Raw genomic sequence first — 17,197 nt, forward strand, 5'->3', positions numbered from 1 at the left:
ACACTAGGATGATCTTTTGGAGGGCCTTAACGCTGAACCCTACGTAACCGGTGCCACCAACAGCGCCGCACGGGCACCTACTTCTACATTGGCGTTAGGGAAGACCACGTGAAGGGGCGTATCGCCCACTCGGAATTCTCCAGCTTCTCCATCTTGCGCCAGCAGGGTGCCAGGCTCAAAACGGTTGAAGTTGGCCGTGTCTTCGGCAAAACAGAGCTGAAAGTCATCTGAGTGGCGAATCAACTCATGCTGTACCTTAAAAAACTGCATTTGCGAGGCTGGCTGGTGGGCCGGGGAGTGTCCTTCACTTAACGCTGTGAGCAGGGCAAGCATCGGTTTTAGAGACGCCAAATCGTTTTGACCGAAGGGCGCCACGCGGCCCAGTTCAAACGTAAAGGCCTGGGCGGCGTGATAGTGCTTGCTGTAGTGGGAGAATGTCCAGCTGTGCTGATGTTGGTGTAGCACCGCCTGCATATCCGCAGCGGCGAGCCACCCCCATTGCTCAGCGTCGGTAGAGGAGTCGGCAAATGGTTCGACAACGAAGCGGGGATAACGGCTATCCCGGATGGCGGTGTGTAGGTCGTAGTGCAGTTTGGGTAGCCCTGAATGGCGGGCGTAAAAGTTATCCACGGCGGCCATTAATGCTCGGGCGCGTTCCGGCTCTTCGCCTTCAGCGCGTAATTCACGCTTAAACAACCGGTTCAGGTTAGTGGTCATAAACCGCTGCTGTGCTTTAAGCGCGGGTAGGTTCCCAAGGATGACCAGCACGGGCGCGCCAAGTATGGCGCTACCGGCTTCCAGGCGGCTGAGCCATTCACCGATCAGTTCAACGGGCGCGGTTTCATTACCGTGGATAGCCGCTGAAAAAATGCACGCGTGGGCCGCGTGGCTTGCCGTATTCGGTGTGAGCTCCAAAACGCCCGGTGCATACAAGTGGTAGCTACCGCTTGGGAAGACGCCTTGCTTTTTGTCCGGGAGCTGCCCGTCAAGCGACCAGTCGAGCCATTGGCCTAGCATTGTCAGCTCCTTAGTCTCTGTTTTTAGTGTCGTTGTCGTTATAAAAAGTGAGCCTAGCATTACCACGCTAACCGTATGTCACAAGACACTAGGTCGTTCGCATGTAAAAGCCCAGCGTATTCGTGAAAAGCATAAGGGAACCGGCATCAAAAAAAGCGCCCATGCGATGCATGAGCGCTTTTTCAAGCTGCGTGTCGAGTTACGCTGAGCGCTGGCGCTCCATTTCCTGCTGATACTCACTAGCAAGGGAGGTTTTTTGTTTATCTGGTAGACCTCGGCCAGCCAGCTGGAATACTTCCTGCTCTTCTTCATCGAGGTGGTGAGTCACTAAATGCTGTAGCTGTTTAGCATGGGTCAGCCAATTAGTGGCGCTGTAGTCGGTTTCATCGAGAAGTTCTATAAGTTCATCAATTTCATGATGTTCGGCCACGCTGTGACGAGCCTTTTCCTGGGTCAAATCCATTTCCATCAGCGGGATGTAGAAAGCGCGCTCTTCGGCTGCCGCATGACCATGCAGCTCTTTTTTCACTTGCTTATAGAGTGAGTCGCGCTCGTCGCTATCTCCATGAGTCTCAATCAAGCGGGCAAGCAGATCACGCTGAATATCATGATCCTTGCGCAGGGCTTCAAAAATCGTCATTCCAGACTCCTTGGATACGTTTAGGTAGGCAAGACCAAAGCTAGTGGGGGTTTGCGTAAAGTGCAAGCTGCCGTTCGTCGATGAAATCGATGCCCGCGGACGAAAACATTCGCTTTTAACTACGCTTGAGTGCGCTATGTTGGGGTTATCGTTAACTGGGTTTAAGCCCATCGCACCGCAAAATGAAGCCAAGGAGATAGCAATGACAAAGGTACTGGTACTTTATTATTCCATGTACGGTCATATCGATACGATGGCGCACGCCGTTGCAGAGGGCGCGAAAAGCGTCAGTGGCGTTGAAGTCACCGTTAAGCGCGTGCCTGAAACCATGCCAGCGGAAGCCTTTAAAAACGCAGGCGGCAAGCAGGATTACGATACGCCTGAAGCCACACCGCAAGAGCTTGCTGATTACGATGCGATTATTTTTGGTACGCCCACTCGTTTCGGCAACATGACGGGTCAGATGCGTACCTTCTTGGATCAAACCGGCGGCCTGTGGGCCAAAGGCGCTCTGCGCGGTAAGGTAGCCAGTGTGTTTACCTCCACCGGTACCGGCGGTGGTGATGAAATGACCATTACCTCAACTTGGACCACGCTCGCCCACCACGGCATGATCATTGTGCCGATTGGTTATGGCCTTGAAGAGCAGTTCGATATTTCCAAAGTGAGCGGCGGCACGCCCTACGGCGCTGCGACCCTTGCTGGCGGCGATGGCTCTCGCCAGCCCGATGAGCGCGAGCTCAAAATTGCTCGTTTCCAGGGTGAGCTAGTCGCCAAGACAGCGGCTAAACTAGCCAGCTGATGAAGTGGTAGTTCATAACGTAAAAGCCTCGCTGGCATTGTCCAGCGAGGCTTTTTTATGGGTGATATCGACACTGCTAGGCGCCGCGTGCCGCGGTGTAAATGGTGTAAACGGATTGGCTGGCGGTCATAAATAACCGGTTACGATTCGCACCAGAAAAACATACATTGGAACAGACTTCAGGCAGCAAAACCCGCCCCAGCAGCGTGCCTTCCGGCGAGAAAACCACGACGCCATCAATACCTTCGCCACCGTTGGCGCTCGACCAGATATTGCCATCCATGTCGCAGGTCATACCGTCGAAAATGGTATCTTCGCTGGTAACGACCACTTGGCGGTCACTGACGCTTTTGCCATCTTCGCCAAGCGTCCAGCGAATAATTCGCGCGGGTTCATCGAAATGGGTGGGGGCACTGTCACTGGCGTAGAAACCCTTGCCATCCGGTGTTAGTACAATACCGTTGGGTTTAAAAATATCGTCGGTCAGCAGGATAGGTTCATCAAGGCTGTCATCGACGTAATAGATAGCGGTTTCAAGTTCCAGATCACGCTTCTTGCCCTCATAGTCGAAGTGGGCGCCGTAACCGGGATCGGTAAAGATCACACCACCCGACGGGAGCGCCACCACGTCATTGGGGGCATTGAGTGGCTTGCCTTGATAGCGCTCGGCAAGCACCGTGGTGCTGCCATCCCATTCGTAGCGTAACACCCGAGAAGGGTAGTGCTCGCAAGCAATTAGCCGGCCCTGGTGATCAAAGGTATTACCGTTAGAGTGGCCAACCTTGTCTCTTAAAACGCTGACCTGGTCAGTCGCTTCGTCCCAACGCATCTGCTTGGCTCGGGGGATATCGCTGAACACAACGTAACGGCCCACGGCATTCCAGGCCGGCCCCTCTGTCCATAGCCCGCCACTCCAGTGGCGCTCCAGCGGGCTATTGAAGATCATGTAGTCACTGAAGCGCTGATCCTCAACTTTCCAGGCATCAATGGGGTAGCGAGCGGGAGCGGGCCCTGGCGAGGCCTGCATGGCAAACAGCTGGGGGGAAGTACCGACTGCGGCCAGAGCGGCCGTTGCCGAGAGAAACTGACGGCGTCCAAGTTTCATAGCATTATCCTGAGTTTGTTTGTTGATGTTGTTACGAGCGAAGTGAAACTGACGTTTTCTTCACCTTCAGGGCAAATGTAGAACATAGGCGTGTAAAAAACATACATTGTCTGCCCGGTTGGACTCAGCCGGGCAGACAATCGCTATAGCAGATGAACGTCAGCGTGTAATAGCGTCAGCAATTGCCTTGCCTAAGCTTTGCGTTGTGCCTTGGCCACCCACATCGCGGGTGAGAACTTGGCTGTCGCCTGCGCTCAACACTTCCTCAATGGCGCTTACCAGCGCATCACCGGCTTCCTTGTAGCCAAGGTGCTCAAGCATCATGGCACCTGACCAGATCTGGCCGATAGGGTTGGCGATGCCTTTACCAGCGATATCCGGTGCGCTGCCGTGTACCGGCTCAAACAGGCTGGGAAAGTGGCCTTCTGGGTTGATGTTGGCTGATGGGGCAATGCCGATTGTGCCGGTGCAGGCGGGGCCCAAGTCGGAAAGGATATCGCCGAATAGGTTGCTGCCCACGACCACATCGAACCAGTCTGGGTGAAGGACGAAATTGGCGGTCAGAATATCGATATGGAATTTATCCACCGCGATCTCAGGGTAGCCCTTCGCCATTTCGACGACGCGCTCGTCCCAGTACGGCATGGTGATGGAAATGCCGTTGGACTTGGTGGCAGAAGTAAGCTTTTTGCGCGGGCGGGTTTGAGCCAGTTCAAAGGCGTACTTCAATACACGGTCCACGCCGGTGCGGGTCATAACCGTGTCTTGAATCACCACTTCACGGTCGGTGCCTTCAAACATTTTGCCGCCAACGCTTGAGTACTCGCCTTCGGTGTTCTCACGCACTACATAGAAATCGATATCGCCGGGTTCGCGGCCTGCCAACGGGCTTTTAATGCCGGGCATCAGCTTGCAGGGGCGCAGGTTGATGTACTGATCGAACTGGCGGCGGAACTGCAGCAGCGAGCCCCATAGGGAAATATGGTCAGGTACTTTATCGGGCCAGCCGACTGCGCCATAAAACAGTGCATCGAAGCCTTTTAACTGCTCAAACCAATCATCCGGCAGCATCTTGCCGTGTTCGAGATAGTAGTCGCAGCTACCAAACTCAAAAGTAGTGAACTCAAGGTCGATATTAAAACGCTTGGCGGTTGCCTCGAGGGCACGAATGCCTTCGGGCATGACTTCGGTACCAATGCCGTCGCCGGCGATAATGGCGATACGATGAGCCATGGTGCTTCCTTCTCTTGTTAGTGGCTGACAATTGCTGGTAAGTACTGGGTCTGGCAAGTACTAGGTCTGGTAAGTACTAGGTCTGGTAAGTACTGAATAGAGTGTAGCGGCTATTTTTATAGAGATAATCAGGCTACTATTCAAGCTATTGTTGCGTAAAAGTGAAGAGTGGCTAAGGGGTGTATGGCACAACTGGATGATTTGGCGTTTTTTCAACACCTGGCACGGGCGGGCAGCTTAACGGCAACCGCCCGTGAATTGGGGCTATCGCTCTCCGCCGTGAGTAAGCGGCTGAAACTTTTAGAAGCGCGTTTGGGGGTCGAATTGGCCGCCCGTACCACTCGGCGGTTGACGCTGACGGCGGAGGGCGAGCGCTACCTTGCCCGTGGCACGCTCATTTTGGATGAGCTTGCCGAGTTGGAGAGCTCCCTGGGTGAGCGTTCCAACCAAGCCCTTAGTGGTCGGTTGCGTGTTAATGCCACATTTGGCTTTGGCCGCCGCCATATTGCGCCGTTACTGTCGCGTTTTTGTGCTGAGCATCCCGAGGTAGAGGGTTGGCTAGAGCTCACCAACTTTCCGCTCAACCTAAGCGATCACGGCTTTGATATCGGCATTCGTGTGGGTGAACCCCCAGAGTCGCGTTTAGTCGCGCGACGCATTTTAGCGAATCGACGCATACTCTGCGCATCGCCTGGCTATATCGCTTACTCGTCGCCCCTTCAGACACCGGCTGATTTGCAGCAGCATGCTTGCCTAGTCATTCGTGAGAACGACAGTGATTTTCCGCTATGGCGCTTTGAACGCAGCGAGCCGTCCAAAAAGGAGCAAACGGTAAAAGTTAGTGGCCGGTTAGCCAGCAATGATGGTGAGGTGATTACCCGTTTGGCGTTGGACGGCCATGGCGTGATGCTGCGCTCTTGGTGGGATGTAAACGAGCACCTTGCCAGCGGCGCGTTAGTTGAACTGCTGCCTGGCTGGCAGAGTGTACGAGCGGATTTCTATGCGGTCTATGAGCAGCGCAGGCATGTGCCCGCCCGGCTGCGTGCTTTTATTGCCTTTGTTCAGCAGGAGATGGCGGGGCGGGTGTCGGCGCTGCCGGAGTCTTCCTGACTAGCGATTAGGGCAGGCTTCGCCCTGGGCGACATCGATCAGTTCATCGGTAGGAAAGTCCAGCTCCGCTGCACGCTGGCGCAGGCGGGACTCCGTCGCGCTATCCATTTCCGGTGTACGCGAGAGTATCCATAGGTAGTCTCGGTTAGGTCCCGCTACCAACGCCCACTGGTAGTCATCGTCAAGTTCAAGAATGTTATAGCCGCCGTAAAAGGGGCCAAAAAAGCTCACTTTCAAACGGCCCACATTTTTATCAGCAATAAAGTAGGCGCGGCCTTCGGCTTCATCCCACGCTTGCTCTTCCAGGTTGTAGCCACGGTTGATCACGCGTACGCCGTCGTCATCGCGCAGGCTATAAGTGGCAGTGACGCAATCAAGGCCACGCTCAAATGAGTGGTCCAGGCGCGCTATCTCGTACCATTGGCCCAGGTAGCGATCTAATGCAAAGTCACTAACCGGCTCGGTTCCCTCGGGAATGCCGGTGCAGCCGGTAAGAAAAGCCATACTGATGACGCTGCTTCCTAGCAAATGTTTCATTTAAGCGCTCCTTGGCGATGAGTCTTTGGCGATCGGCTATGTTGTGTACTATCAGACGTTACATTCTGTCGTCATTTTGCCATATAAGAAGGACACGCTGATGACGTGTCGTTAATGAGATAGCAAACACAGGAGTGTTTATGTGGTGCCAACAAGAAATCCATTTACCCGAGGTGGCGCGCGGTTTCCATCTTGTTACCGATGACGTGGCCAGGGCGCTGCCGTGTTTAAACGATGTTCATATTGGTACGCTGCACCTTCAGTTGATGCACACTTCCGCCTCGATAACGCTTAACGAGAACACTGACCCGGATGTGCGCCACGACTTAGATGCCTTTCTGCGCCGCCTGGTGCCGGAAGACTTGCCCTATTTTCGCCATACGCTGGAAGGCCCCGATGATATGCCAGCCCACGTGGCCGCTAGCCTGCTGGGCACTCAGCTCACCTTGGCCGTGCGTGACGGTCGCCTAGCGCTGGGCACCTGGCAGGGCATATGGCTGGGAGAGCATCGTCATCAGGCGGGGCCGCGGCGTTTATTGGCCACCCTAAACGGGTGCGACGCTGGTTAACCTGGTGCATCACCTGAACGCGGGGTTGCTGTATAGTTAGGGCGTTTTAAGGCTTGAACCGCTGCAGTAGCGGTTCATTCTGTATTCTCTATTGAAAAAGCGCTTTTAAATGCTACGACGCTCTGTTTTTCACCTTTCCCGCCAGCGATGGTTGCGGCTGTTTTTCTTTCTCAATCTTACCTTGGTGGGTGTGCTTATTGCGCACCAAATTTGGCTATACGTAGCAGAGCCTGAATTTGAGTCAGTCCATACGCTTCAGGTGGCGGATATTCGTGAGGTATTGGCGGAGCGAACCGACTACCGCTTTGCGGTGGTGGGTAATATCAATAACTCGGTGAGCGTCTTTCAAGATGAAATTGTGCCGCTCATCAACCAGGGCGGCATCGATTTTCTTATCTCGGCGGGTAACGCCGTTAATGGCGGGCGACAAGAGAGCTATCAGGCGATCTATCACAGTTTGGAACAGCTCAATGTGCCTTACTTGCTAACCTATGGTGATAACGAAGACAGTGACTTTGGTAGTTACCTGTTTTATGAATATTTTGGCCCGCATTTCTACTCCTTCGTTGCGGGCGATAGCCACTTCATCTTCCTGGACGGTACGGGCAAGTCGTCCACCTCTTGGCAACTTGATTGGCTTTCCAGGGAGCTGGCTGCCTCTGAGGCGCAGCATCGGTTTTTGTTTATTGGTTTGCCGCTGCACAACGTCGTGAGCGACGCGCCGCTGTTTGAAGCCGACAACTATCTCAATGACCCTCGGCTGGCCGAGGGTATTATGGCGCTGGCGGAGGAGTATGATGTTGATACGGTGTTCTCCGCTAACCTAACGCTCTTTTCAGAGCAGACGATTAATGGGGTGGATTACGTCACCACGGGCGGTGCGGGCGGTATTCTGATTGATGCCGACAGCAGCTTTCATCACTACGTCATCGTCGACGTAGAAGGTGAGAATGTCGCCATTGCACCGGTGCGTTTAAATGTGGATAGCCCCGGTTGGTGGCGGGTAGTGAGTAGCGTTGGATCAACGGTTTACGCCTTCTTTTACGTCAGCTATACCCGCTTTTTACTGATTGTTGGCTTGCTGACGCTGTTAGCGCTGCGTTTATATCGGCTGATTTTTGAAGACCGCCATTATTATCCCGATTTTGATATTGATCCGACGCCTTTCCTGGGTAAGTCACTTCGAGTGGCGATGGTATCCAATAATTACTTTCCGTTTGTGTCGGGCGTATCGGTGTCGGTGGACCGTTTGCGCAATGGTTTACGTGATTTAGGGCACTCGATTCAACTGCTAGTGCCCCGTTATCGTGAGGCATGGAAGGACGATAAAGCGATCAAACGTATCCCGACTTTAATGGCGTTTGGTGAAAAGAGGGAGTTCCGTTTAACCAACCCGTTCAGTGTGCGCTTTCGCCGCTGCCTGCGTGCCTTTAAGCCCGATTTGATTCATGTTCACCATCCTTTCTGGCTTGGTTCCATGGGGCTATTTATGGGGCGTCGGCTTAAGGTGCCGGTGGTCTACACCTATCACACCCGCCTGGAACACTATGCCCACTTTGTACCGTTACCCGGTGCGCTTTTTCGGAATTTGATCTCGCATTACCTGATTAAGCACTTTTCTAACCGCTGCCAAGGGGTGATCGTGCCTACTTACTCCGCAGAGGAGTACCTCCGCATGATTGGGGTTAAAACGCCCTCGCTGGTGCAACCAACGGGAATTGATGTGGAGCGTTTCGCGCATGTCGAGGTGGGGGAGTTGGAAGCGCTGCGTGAGCGGCTGGCTATCGATCCCGCGCGCAAAATATTAATTAGCGTCTCGCGGATTAGCAAAGAGAAAAATATTGGCTTTATGTTGGAAGCGCTCGCCGAGCTGCAGAATCAGGGACACGAGGATTTTCATCTGCTGCTCATCGGTGATGGGCCAGATCGTGAGGCCATTCAACATCAGATCGATACCTTAGAACTGGCTGCACGGGTAACGTTAGTGGGCGCGGTGCCGCCTGATCAAATGGCGCTTTATTATCACCTAGGCGATATATTTGTGTTCGCTTCTACATCGGAAACCCAGGGGATGGTGATTCTTGAGGCGATGTCGGCGGGCTTGCCCGTGGTGGCGGTGCGCTCAAGCGGTATTGATGATGTGGTGCGCCAGGGGGTAAACGGCTTCAAGACGCCGCAAAATCGTCAGGCGTGGGGACAAAAAGTCATCGAGCTAAAAGATAACGCAGAGCTTCGCCAGCAGTTGGGTAAACAGGCCAGCCACTTTGCTGAAGAGTTTGATATTGCCAACTTTGCCACCGCGGTAGCCACCTTTTACGCCGAAGTGCTTGCGAAATATCACTCCCCTTCACGCTGAGGTCGTTTTTTGGCTGCTTGGCGCCGGTTGGCATCGTGACGCTGACTGGTATAGTACTTAAGCCCGACAAGCAGGCCAACGCCAGCGGCAAGCCCTGCGCCTGCCAACACGAGTTCTTTTGTGGAGGCCGCAGTGAACAGGGCGCCTAACTGGCTACCCAAAAGAATCACCGCTGCGAGTCCCGGCACAATACCGAGGGTGGAGCCGATCATATAATCGCGGAACTTAAGGTGAAAAGCGCCCGCTAGCATATTCGTCAGCGTGAACGGGGCGAGAGGCAACAGGTTAATGACCGTCATGGTGCGAATGCCACGTTTGGACAAATAGCCCGAAAGGCCACGCAAATGACGGCCGCCATAGTGCATCAGCGCCTCTCGACCTAGCCAGTGCCCCACCCAATAAGACACCACCGATGAGGTCAATGTACCGAGCGTGGCGTACGCCAGCCCCCATACTGGGCCAAACAGTAAGCCTGTCACCACCACCAGTAGGCTAAGCGGAAACATCACCAGCAGCGCGCCAGCGTAAACGGACATCACCGCCGCAAACATCCAGGGCGCGTTACGCCATTGGCGGATGGTGTCGATCAGCTCACTCAGGCGCGCCTGGGTTAGTAGGTCATAGCGCTGTAGCAAATGCCACATAGCGCCTAACAGCACGACGGCTACCACCAGGCCAACGCCCTTGCTCAATGTTCGCGACATGCCCACTCCCATCGACTAAAAAAGCGCTAGCATACGCTAGCCGTGCGATGGGATGAAGGCGCTTTTTAGGCGAACGATTAGTTGTTGAGTTCTGCTTCAATCACCGGCCAAGCGGGCTCACCGTCGGTGGTGGTCACGTCAGCCAGCATGGCTTCAATGCGCTCGGGGTGCTCATTGATCCATTGCTCGGCGACCTCAGCAAGATCGCGCTCTTCCTGACCAAATGCCTGAATCATCCAGCTTTGCTCTTCGGCGGAGAAGGTGAATTGCTCAAAGAACGCCACGACGTTGGGATTAGCGTCAGCATAGTCACTGCGAAGAAGCGTCAATACCTCGCTTTCACCATTGTTCTCGCCGAACAGATCTTCTGGATCTTCCAGGTAGCGCATCGGCAGTTCAAGGTTCATCCAGTGAGGCGTCCAGCCTACCCAGACAATCGGCTCTTCCCGGGAAATCGCATTGCGTGCGGCGGAAAGCATGGCGACTTCGCTGGTGTCGACCAATTGCCAATCGCCGAGTCCCCAGGTGTCGTTATCAATGGCGTTGTTAAGAATCTCGCTGGCCGCTGAACCGGCACCAAAACCATGAATCTCGCCATCCAACTGGTCGCGGTAGTCATCAAGGTCGGCAAAGCTTTGCAGGCCGTCATCAAAGAGGTATTCGGGAACCGCCAGAGTCATTTGTGCGCCATCGACATTGTTCGCCACATCAATGAGTACGCCCGATTCTTTGCGGGGATTGAACATCTCGCGTTGGGCAGGCAGCCAAGCACCCAGAAAGACGTCTATATCGCCGCTTTCAATGCCCTGATAAATCACCTGCAGGCCGATTTCCTGGACGCTGGTCTCGTAGCCGAGCGGATTCAATAGCTGCTCAGCAATAGCAGTTTTAACCGTAATACCGGGCCAAGAGGGTACGCCGAAATCGAGGGTTTGATCATCGGCTTGTACGGTCGTGGCCAATAGTGCAGTGGTGGCAAGGGCAATGCCCGAGGCGAGAGGTTTAAAATGTGTCATACGATCTCCTTGCTAGGGGTTCTTGTCAGATAAGTGTTCTTGTCAGATAAACGCTGTTGCTAGATAGGTGCTTAAACTCGAAAGCCGCTAAACGTTGCGGGCTAGCACGCGAAGGCGTGAGGCCAGCATGTCGCGGTCTAGATAGGTGCCTTGTAAATGGCGAGCGCCACTATTGGGGTCGAATTCGCGCCGTCCGTGCAGTACGCGACGGTTATCAAATGCAATCATCTGCCCAGGGTGGAGGGTGAACTCCAGCTGGTGCGCTTCGCTGTGAAATAACTTCCACAATAGAGCATAGGCGCTATACCAAGCATCCATCTGCTCAACCGGTAAATGAAGCGCGTCGCGAATCCAGTTGTTCAAGCGCATCTCGACCAGGTTACCTGCACTGTCCAGTGTGACCACCGGCGCGCGCATGGAAATATCGTGGCTTTCATCCTGGAAGCGAAAGTCGATGGGCGTTTCGCTGAGTATGGCGAGCGCTTTTGGATCTTGCTGGCGTAGCGCTTCTACCACGCGGGCACCATCAGCAAACAGCGATTCACCACCGCTGGCTTCGTTTTGCAGGCAGTAGAGCAACTGAATATCGGGCGGTTGTTGCCAGTTGGGCAAATCAACATGCAGCGGCAATCCTACCGCGGTATACGCCGCATTATTGGGGTTGGGCTTAGAGCGCACATCAAAACGGGCACCAAAATTGGTGGCGCGCAGTGGGCCAATACGCTCAGCCAGCCGGCTTACTTCTTCTTCTACCAAAGGGCCGTCGGTGATCAGCGCCAAGCCATCGCGCAGCATAGCGGTTAACCAGGCTTTTTCGCCTTGGGGCGTGAGGAAGTCGCTATGGTTGATGCGCTCGGGCGCGAAGTTATTTACCCACGGTTTGGCGTTGGGGACGGCTGAGGCAAGGGTCGCTTCTGGGCGACGCTGATAAAGCCAGCCGCTGTGAAACGTACTAACGTGGCCGTCCTGCCAGTTCAAATGCAGATGGCCATCCAGTAGCGCCACGGTTGGCGGCTCGGAAATCGCTTCAAGCGGCAGGTAGAGCCGTTCACGGGTTTGCGGATGACGACAGGCTGGGCAGGCACAGTGATCGCGCAGCCAGAGTAGGGGCAGGGTGGTTTGCTGGCCATCTTGCCACTCAAGGGCAATACCTTGTTGGGTGAGCATGGCCTGTGTGAGGGCGGGGCCGGTTTGATAAGGGGTTAATTCGCCCATGTCTGGGGCTTGAGGGTTGTTTGTCGTTGGTATCGTTGCCGTTTGTACTGCGCTATTCATGATGACTCCGAATCGCTCCCTTTGCGGCAGAGCCAGATGGCTGTGCGTTAGGGGTGTGCTTAAGTGTTAACCAGGATGAGGAGTAGCAGCGCCAGTGACAAACGATTAATCTGACCCCTAAGACATCATTTTATTTATAGGTCTCTTTTTCATGAGTCAGTTACCGCCATTGCTATGGCTGCAAGCCTTTGAATCCGCAGCGCGTACATTAAGCTTTACCGCTGCAGGCAATGAGCTTGGAGTAACCCAGGCGGCGATCAGTCAGCGCGTTCGGTTGCTGGAAGACCGTGTCGGGCAGAAGCTGTTTGTGCGCCATGCCCGCAGTTTAACGTTAACCCCAGCGGGGCAAGCGTGGCTGCCGAGTATTCATGACGCCTTTGTCCGAATCAGCGAAGGAACCTTGGAAGTTTTTGGTAGCACAACCGAGCAACCGGTCACACTGCGTGCCACGCCTGCCATTCAGCAGTCGTGGCTGGCGCCGCGTCTGATTGCCTTCCACCGCGCTCACCCGCAGGTGGCGATTCGTTTGGTCAGCGCTATCTGGCCTGATGACTTTGGTCCTGAAGGGGCTGATATCGAGATTCGCTATGGCAAAGGGGAGTGGACCGGCGTTGAAATGCAGCCGCTAGGGGAAGAGCATCTGCTGCCGGTGTGCTCCCTGGCCTTGGCAGAGACACTTTCTGCGCCGAGTGACCTGGCCGGACATACGCTGCTGCACGCCGTGGGTTTTGGGGTGGGGTGGCCGGGCTGGTTACAGGAAGCGGGTGCTGCCCATGTAGAGGCGCAGTGTTGGTCGCTCACCTGCGATAACCAAGTCATGACGTTGGCACTTGCCAGCCAAGGTGGCGGCATTGCGCTTACTCACCGGCGTTTAATGGAGCAACGTGGCGATTTAGTGGCGCCTTTTGATATTAGTGTGCCTAGCGACGAGCGCTTTTGGCTGGTACGGCCAAGCCGCCGCCACGTTAGCGATGAAGCAGGGTTGGTCTGGCAGTGGCTGTGCAACTCGATGGGATGAAGAGCATATCGGCGCGACTGCCCGCTGGCTTAACCGGTGAATGCGTGAAAAGTATGTGAATAAAACAGAGCACACTCGCATAATTCGATTTAATCGAATACAAGTCGGAAAACGTTGCGCTTTTGCTTATCGGAAAGCGTCGTAGAATAGCTTCCAACTCATTAACCTAATGATCTTTGGAGCTTACAATGACGACGCGTGCCCTGGTAATCACCTCTTCTATCCTGGCGGAAAACGGCCAATCCAATGCGCTGGCTAATCGTTTTATCGAGCAAGCTAACGCTCGCGATGGTATCGATGTCACCCAACGTGATGTGGTGAAAAATACACTGCCTCACCTGGATATCAGCGAGCTGGGCGCCTGGCAAGTGGCGGCTGCAGAACGCAGCGCCGAGCAACACGAGTTGGCTGCTCATTCGGAAACGCTGCTGGCAGAGTTGCGTGCTAATGATGTGCTGGTGATTGCGGTGCCGATGTATAACCTGGGTATTCCTTCGCAGTTGAAAGCATGGTTTGACCGTGTGCTGCGGGCTGGAGAAACATTCCGTTATACCGAAAACGGGCCTCAAGGCTTGGTAGAAGGCAAGCGGGCGATCATCCTGGCTGCCCGTGGCGGCCAGTACGCTGGCACCGAAATGGATAGCCAAACGCCGCACCTCAAAGCCATGCTCGGCTTGATGGGGATTAAAGATACCCAGGTGGTCTATGCTGAAGGTTTGAACATGGGCGAGCAGCATCGCGACGCTGCGCTCAAGGAAGCTTTTCAAGCGATCGATCAATTGGTCGAGGCGCTGTAAGCAGGTGGCAAGATTTTTAAAGACGCGTAATAAATAAGAGGATATTTCACATGCCCCGGCCGGAATTACTCGAGCAGATCTACACCATTGTCGATCAAATTCCGCCGGGCCGAGTGACCACCTATGGCCGCATTGCAGCCATGACCGAAGGCGCTACGCCGCGCATGGTGGGGTCGGCTATGCGCCACCTACCGGATGGCCATCAGTTGCCCTGGCATCGCGTGATTGCAGCATCCTTAAAGCTTGCCGACCATGGTGGCGCCGAGCGCCAGCACCGCAAGTTACGCGATGAGGGGGTGCTGTTCGATGCCAAAGGCCGCGTACCCGCGCATCTTGTCTGGCCTGATTGAGCTATATAACTCCTCTAGTACAACACGCATTTAGAAACAACAACGCCGCCCATTGGGCGGCGTTGTTGTATTCATGATTCCCTTCACTCTTCCAGGTTAGCACCCGATTTCCACGACCAGTCGCGCCAGCGTAGATCAAACAGATCCTTGCGGCGGTCTTTCAAGTTGGTCACTGAGCCTTCGGCACGCACTACCGTCAAACGGGTCAAGTCCAAGTCCGAGAAAAAGATCATCTCGGTATTCGGCGTGGTTTCCGCCAGCACCGCATCGTGGGGGAAGGCGAAATCAGAAGGTGAGAACACCGCGGATTGCGCGTACTGGATATCCAGATTTTCAATCGACGGCAAGTTGCCGACACTGCCGCACAGCACCACGTAGCACTCGTTTTCAATTGCCCGCGCCTGGGCGCAGTGGCGCACACGCAGGTAGCCGTTTTTGGTATCGGTCCAGAAGGGTACGAACAGGATGTCCATGTCCTGGTCGGCCAGTAGACGACCAAGCTCTGGGAATTCCACGTCGTAGCAGATCAGGATGCCCACGCGCCCAGCGTCGGTATCGAACACCTGTAGCTCATCGCCACCCTCAATGACCCAGTCGCGCCGCTCTTGAGGAGTAATATGCAGCTTAGCCTGGCGCTCAACGCTGCCATCGCGGTGGAACAGGTACGCGATGTTGTAGAGGCGGTCATCCTCGCCGACCTCAATCATCGAACCACCGACAATATTGATGTTGTAGGAGACCGCCATGCGCGAGAGTTCCGACTTAAAGCGCTCGGTGAAACCTGCCAAAAAGCGAATGGCGCCCATTTGATCCTGCTGGGCGGCGCGATCCTGAAGGCCCATCAAGGGGGCATAAAACAGTTCTGGGAATACCGCAAAATCGCTCTGGTAGTCAGACAGCGCATCAACAAAGTATTCAATCTGCTGAAGCGCGGCTTCCACTGAGGAGAACTCACGCATTTGCCACTGCACAGCACCTACACGTACTTGGGTAGGCTTGTTGTCGAGCACGCTGGCAGCAGGCTCAAACAGAATGTTGTTCCACTCTAGCAGGGTAGCGTAACCGCGCGACTGCTCATCTTCCGGCAGGTACTTACGCAGCAGGCGCTTGACCTGGAAGTCATTGGCCTGCTGGAAAGAGAGGATCGGGTCGTAGATCTCTTTACGCGAGACTTTATCAATGTACTGAGCGGGTGTGAGTTCATCAGCGTGCTGGTGATACTCGGGAATACGCCCACCGGCCAGTATCGCCCGCAGGTTCATGGAGCGGCACAGCTCTTTACGCGCTTCGTAAAGTCGGCGGCCCAAGCGATAGCCGCGGTAATCCGGGTGAATCAGCACGTCCAGACCGTACATGGCGTCGCCATCCTCATCATTGAGGATGATCTCGCGGTGACCAATCAGATCATCGTACTTGTGCGGATTAGAAAATTCGTCGTAATCCACCTGCACGGTGAGCGCCACGCCCACCAGCAATCCATCGTCCTCAATGGCGATTTGGCCATCAGGGAATTCCTGAATTAATTTGTCGATCGTGCGCTTCGGCCAAGCTCCACCGATATCGTGATAGACAGCGTCCATCAATGCCTTGAGCTGATCGTAGTCATCGCTCATTAGGTTGCGCAGATTAAGATGCAGTTCTTCCAGGGACATATCAGGGCTTCCCAGCGTCAGAAGTAAACGCCCATTCTAGCATTATTGGACGTTGCTCGGCTTATCTGGTGTTAACTCGCGGGTTAACGGCCGTGTCAGTGTTTGCGCCATGATTACCCCGGCAAGGATGAGTAGCCCGCCTGCAAAGTGGAAACCAGCCACTCGCTCGCCTAGAAAAATCATGGCAATGACTGCGCTAAATAGCGGCATTAGGTTGATAAAAATACTCGATTGATTGGCACCGATTTGACGTACCGCCCGCATCCATAGAAACGTAGTGATGACTGAGGCGGGAATACCTGCATAGAGAATCAGCCCGATATTCTGCCCATCAACCGGCGTCATTGGCCCCATTAAATAGGGCGGCAACAAGAACAGGACGGCAAAACAGACTTGGGCATAGAGCATCACCCAAGGCGGTAAGCTCATTGACCAGCGCTTGAGCATCACGCCATACAGCGCGTAGCAGGTCGCCGCGACTACCATCAGCGCATCACCCAAGGCGACCTGGAGTTGCAGTAATGAAAGCGGATTACCACGCCCTAGCAATACGGTGACGCCCACAAACGCCAGCACCCCGCCCAAAACACCGCCTAAAGTCGGTGGTTCGCGGAGAATCAGCGCGCTAAGTAGCACCGTAAGCAACGGCACCATGGCGGCAAGAATGCCCATATTGGTGGCGGTGGTGGTTTCTGCCGCCACATAGGCAAGCCCCTGCCATAGGCCCATGCCGAGTAACCCGAGTAGCGCAAGCTTCGGCCATTGGCGACGTATTTCCTCACGATGGCGAAGCACAGCAGGCAGCACAAAGGGCGTCATCACCGCGAGTGCTAATAACCAGCGTAAAAAGGCGATACTACTGGGCGCAATGGCGCCTACGCTAAGCTGATTAATGGTCATATTGCCCGACCATATTAATACAGTGGCGAGCGGCGGCAGAAAGTAAATCAAGGGCATAGCAACAGTTCCTTATCGTTAGCCGGGTAATGTGACGCGGATTTGCGCGTTGGGCAAGC

The 17,197-nt window shown here is 54.6% G+C and carries 17 protein-coding genes; 7 read left to right on the forward strand and 10 right to left on the reverse strand.

Annotation, left to right across the window (positions count from 1 at the left end):
• Positions 1-39: 39 nt before the first annotated feature.
• A complete protein-coding gene (locus V8L71_RS13750; RefSeq protein ID WP_336274465.1) occupies positions 40-1,017 on the reverse strand; it encodes a succinylglutamate desuccinylase in 978 nt (325 codons plus the stop codon).
• 199 nt (positions 1,018-1,216) lie between these two features.
• Complete coding sequence (locus V8L71_RS13755) at positions 1,217-1,657, reverse strand: hemerythrin domain-containing protein (RefSeq protein ID WP_101147790.1); 441 nt, start codon at positions 1,655-1,657, stop codon at positions 1,217-1,219.
• A gap of 202 nt (positions 1,658-1,859) precedes the next feature.
• Between V8L71_RS13755 and wrbA the strand changes: the two genes are divergently transcribed.
• Entirely contained in the window at positions 1,860-2,459 is a 600-nt protein-coding gene (wrbA, locus tag V8L71_RS13760) for an NAD(P)H:quinone oxidoreductase (RefSeq protein ID WP_336274466.1), read from the forward strand.
• Between the two features lie 76 nt (positions 2,460-2,535).
• Here wrbA and V8L71_RS13765 read toward each other — a convergent pair whose 3' ends face one another.
• Together V8L71_RS13765 and V8L71_RS13770 are read right to left on the reverse strand one after the other, a co-directional pair.
• Positions 2,536-3,564 carry an SMP-30/gluconolactonase/LRE family protein gene (locus tag V8L71_RS13765; protein WP_336274467.1) on the reverse strand — a complete coding sequence of 343 codons (1,029 nt, stop codon included), beginning with the start codon at positions 3,562-3,564 and terminating at the stop codon, positions 2,536-2,538.
• Between the two features lie 159 nt (positions 3,565-3,723).
• Positions 3,724-4,797 carry a tartrate dehydrogenase gene (locus V8L71_RS13770; RefSeq protein WP_336270116.1) on the reverse strand — a complete coding sequence of 358 codons (1,074 nt, stop codon included), beginning with the start codon at positions 4,795-4,797 and terminating at the stop codon, positions 3,724-3,726.
• Between the two features lie 183 nt (positions 4,798-4,980).
• Between V8L71_RS13770 and V8L71_RS13775 the strand changes: the two genes are divergently transcribed.
• The gene (locus V8L71_RS13775) at positions 4,981-5,907 is read left to right on the forward strand and encodes a LysR family transcriptional regulator (RefSeq protein WP_336274468.1); all 927 of its coding nucleotides are present in this window, start codon (positions 4,981-4,983) and stop codon (positions 5,905-5,907) included.
• On the opposite strand, the gene V8L71_RS13780 is transcribed toward V8L71_RS13775, so the two are convergent.
• Positions 5,908-6,444 carry a lipocalin family protein gene (locus tag V8L71_RS13780; RefSeq protein ID WP_336274469.1) on the reverse strand — a complete coding sequence of 179 codons (537 nt, stop codon included), beginning with the start codon at positions 6,442-6,444 and terminating at the stop codon, positions 5,908-5,910.
• A 140-nt stretch (positions 6,445-6,584) separates the two neighbouring features.
• On the opposite strand from V8L71_RS13780, the gene V8L71_RS13785 reads away from it, so the two are divergent.
• Both V8L71_RS13785 and V8L71_RS13790 read left to right on the forward strand, forming a co-directional pair.
• Positions 6,585-7,013 (forward strand): secondary thiamine-phosphate synthase enzyme YjbQ, encoded by a 429-nt coding sequence (locus tag V8L71_RS13785; protein ID WP_336274470.1) that lies wholly within the window; start codon positions 6,585-6,587, stop codon positions 7,011-7,013.
• Between the two features lie 109 nt (positions 7,014-7,122).
• A complete protein-coding gene (locus V8L71_RS13790; protein ID WP_336274471.1) occupies positions 7,123-9,369 on the forward strand; it encodes a glycosyltransferase in 2,247 nt (748 codons plus the stop codon).
• Here V8L71_RS13790 and V8L71_RS13795 read toward each other — a convergent pair.
• From V8L71_RS13795 to V8L71_RS13805, 3 genes are all read right to left on the reverse strand, one after another.
• Positions 9,351-10,073 carry a TVP38/TMEM64 family protein gene (locus V8L71_RS13795; RefSeq protein WP_336270006.1) on the reverse strand — a complete coding sequence of 241 codons (723 nt, stop codon included), beginning with the start codon at positions 10,071-10,073 and terminating at the stop codon, positions 9,351-9,353. The genes V8L71_RS13790 and V8L71_RS13795 overlap by 19 nt on opposite strands.
• A gap of 77 nt (positions 10,074-10,150) precedes the next feature.
• Positions 10,151-11,089, reverse strand: coding sequence for an ABC transporter substrate-binding protein (locus V8L71_RS13800; RefSeq protein WP_336270005.1), 939 nt, complete (start codon positions 11,087-11,089; stop codon positions 10,151-10,153).
• Positions 11,090-11,176: 87 nt separating this feature from the next.
• The gene (locus V8L71_RS13805; protein WP_336270004.1) at positions 11,177-12,364 is read right to left on the reverse strand and encodes a TauD/TfdA family dioxygenase; all 1,188 of its coding nucleotides are present in this window, start codon (positions 12,362-12,364) and stop codon (positions 11,177-11,179) included.
• Between the two features lie 151 nt (positions 12,365-12,515).
• On the opposite strand from V8L71_RS13805, the gene V8L71_RS13810 reads away from it, so the two are divergent.
• The 3 genes from V8L71_RS13810 (at position 12,516) to V8L71_RS13820 (ending at position 14,529) form a co-directional block, all read left to right on the forward strand.
• Complete coding sequence (locus tag V8L71_RS13810) at positions 12,516-13,382, forward strand: LysR substrate-binding domain-containing protein (protein WP_176302021.1); 867 nt, start codon at positions 12,516-12,518, stop codon at positions 13,380-13,382.
• Positions 13,383-13,570: 188 nt separating this feature from the next.
• Positions 13,571-14,179, forward strand: coding sequence for an FMN-dependent NADH-azoreductase (locus tag V8L71_RS13815; protein WP_336274472.1), 609 nt, complete (start codon positions 13,571-13,573; stop codon positions 14,177-14,179).
• 50 nt (positions 14,180-14,229) lie between these two features.
• Positions 14,230-14,529, forward strand: coding sequence for an MGMT family protein (locus tag V8L71_RS13820; RefSeq protein ID WP_176302023.1), 300 nt, complete (start codon positions 14,230-14,232; stop codon positions 14,527-14,529).
• An 83-nt stretch (positions 14,530-14,612) separates the two neighbouring features.
• Here V8L71_RS13820 and V8L71_RS13825 read toward each other — a convergent pair whose 3' ends face one another.
• Both V8L71_RS13825 and V8L71_RS13830 read right to left on the reverse strand, forming a co-directional pair.
• Positions 14,613-16,181, reverse strand: coding sequence for a GNAT family N-acetyltransferase (locus V8L71_RS13825; RefSeq protein ID WP_336274473.1), 1,569 nt, complete (start codon positions 16,179-16,181; stop codon positions 14,613-14,615).
• Between the two features lie 42 nt (positions 16,182-16,223).
• On the reverse strand, positions 16,224-17,138 hold the full coding sequence (locus V8L71_RS13830; RefSeq protein ID WP_336274474.1) for a DMT family transporter: 915 nt from the start codon (positions 17,136-17,138) through the stop codon (positions 16,224-16,226).
• Positions 17,139-17,197 lie beyond the last annotated feature (59 nt).

It is taken from the genome of Vreelandella indica (assembly GCF_037070225.1).
Taxonomy (GTDB): Bacteria; Pseudomonadota; Gammaproteobacteria; order Pseudomonadales; family Halomonadaceae; genus Vreelandella; species Vreelandella arctica.

Bases quoted from the DNA above. Each gene is read 5' to 3' on its own strand.
- V8L71_RS13780 (WP_336274469.1), bottom strand. From the start codon at position 6,444: ATGAAACATTTGCTAGGAAGCAGCGTCATCAGTATGGCTTTTCTTACC.
- V8L71_RS13810 (WP_176302021.1), top strand. From the start codon at position 12,516: ATGAGTCAGTTACCGCCATTGCTATGGCTGCAAGCCTTTGAATCCGCA.
- V8L71_RS13795 (WP_336270006.1), bottom strand. From the start codon at position 10,073: ATGTCGCGAACATTGAGCAAGGGCGTTGGCCTGGTGGTAGCCGTCGTG.
- V8L71_RS13825 (WP_336274473.1), bottom strand. From the start codon at position 16,181: ATGTCCCTGGAAGAACTGCATCTTAATCTGCGCAACCTAATGAGCGAT.
- V8L71_RS13785 (WP_336274470.1), top strand. From the start codon at position 6,585: ATGTGGTGCCAACAAGAAATCCATTTACCCGAGGTGGCGCGCGGTTTC.
- V8L71_RS13800 (WP_336270005.1), bottom strand. From the start codon at position 11,089: ATGACACATTTTAAACCTCTCGCCTCGGGCATTGCCCTTGCCACCACT.
- V8L71_RS13820 (WP_176302023.1), top strand. From the start codon at position 14,230: ATGCCCCGGCCGGAATTACTCGAGCAGATCTACACCATTGTCGATCAA.
- V8L71_RS13770 (WP_336270116.1), bottom strand. From the start codon at position 4,797: ATGGCTCATCGTATCGCCATTATCGCCGGCGACGGCATTGGTACCGAA.
- V8L71_RS13750 (WP_336274465.1), bottom strand. From the start codon at position 1,017: ATGCTAGGCCAATGGCTCGACTGGTCGCTTGACGGGCAGCTCCCGGAC.
- V8L71_RS13790 (WP_336274471.1), top strand. From the start codon at position 7,123: ATGCTACGACGCTCTGTTTTTCACCTTTCCCGCCAGCGATGGTTGCGG.
- V8L71_RS13775 (WP_336274468.1), top strand. From the start codon at position 4,981: ATGGCACAACTGGATGATTTGGCGTTTTTTCAACACCTGGCACGGGCG.
- V8L71_RS13830 (WP_336274474.1), bottom strand. From the start codon at position 17,138: ATGCCCTTGATTTACTTTCTGCCGCCGCTCGCCACTGTATTAATATGG.
- V8L71_RS13805 (WP_336270004.1), bottom strand. From the start codon at position 12,364: ATGAATAGCGCAGTACAAACGGCAACGATACCAACGACAAACAACCCT.
- V8L71_RS13755 (WP_101147790.1), bottom strand. From the start codon at position 1,657: ATGACGATTTTTGAAGCCCTGCGCAAGGATCATGATATTCAGCGTGAT.
- V8L71_RS13815 (WP_336274472.1), top strand. From the start codon at position 13,571: ATGACGACGCGTGCCCTGGTAATCACCTCTTCTATCCTGGCGGAAAAC.
- V8L71_RS13765 (WP_336274467.1), bottom strand. From the start codon at position 3,564: ATGAAACTTGGACGCCGTCAGTTTCTCTCGGCAACGGCCGCTCTGGCC.
- wrbA (WP_336274466.1), top strand. From the start codon at position 1,860: ATGACAAAGGTACTGGTACTTTATTATTCCATGTACGGTCATATCGAT.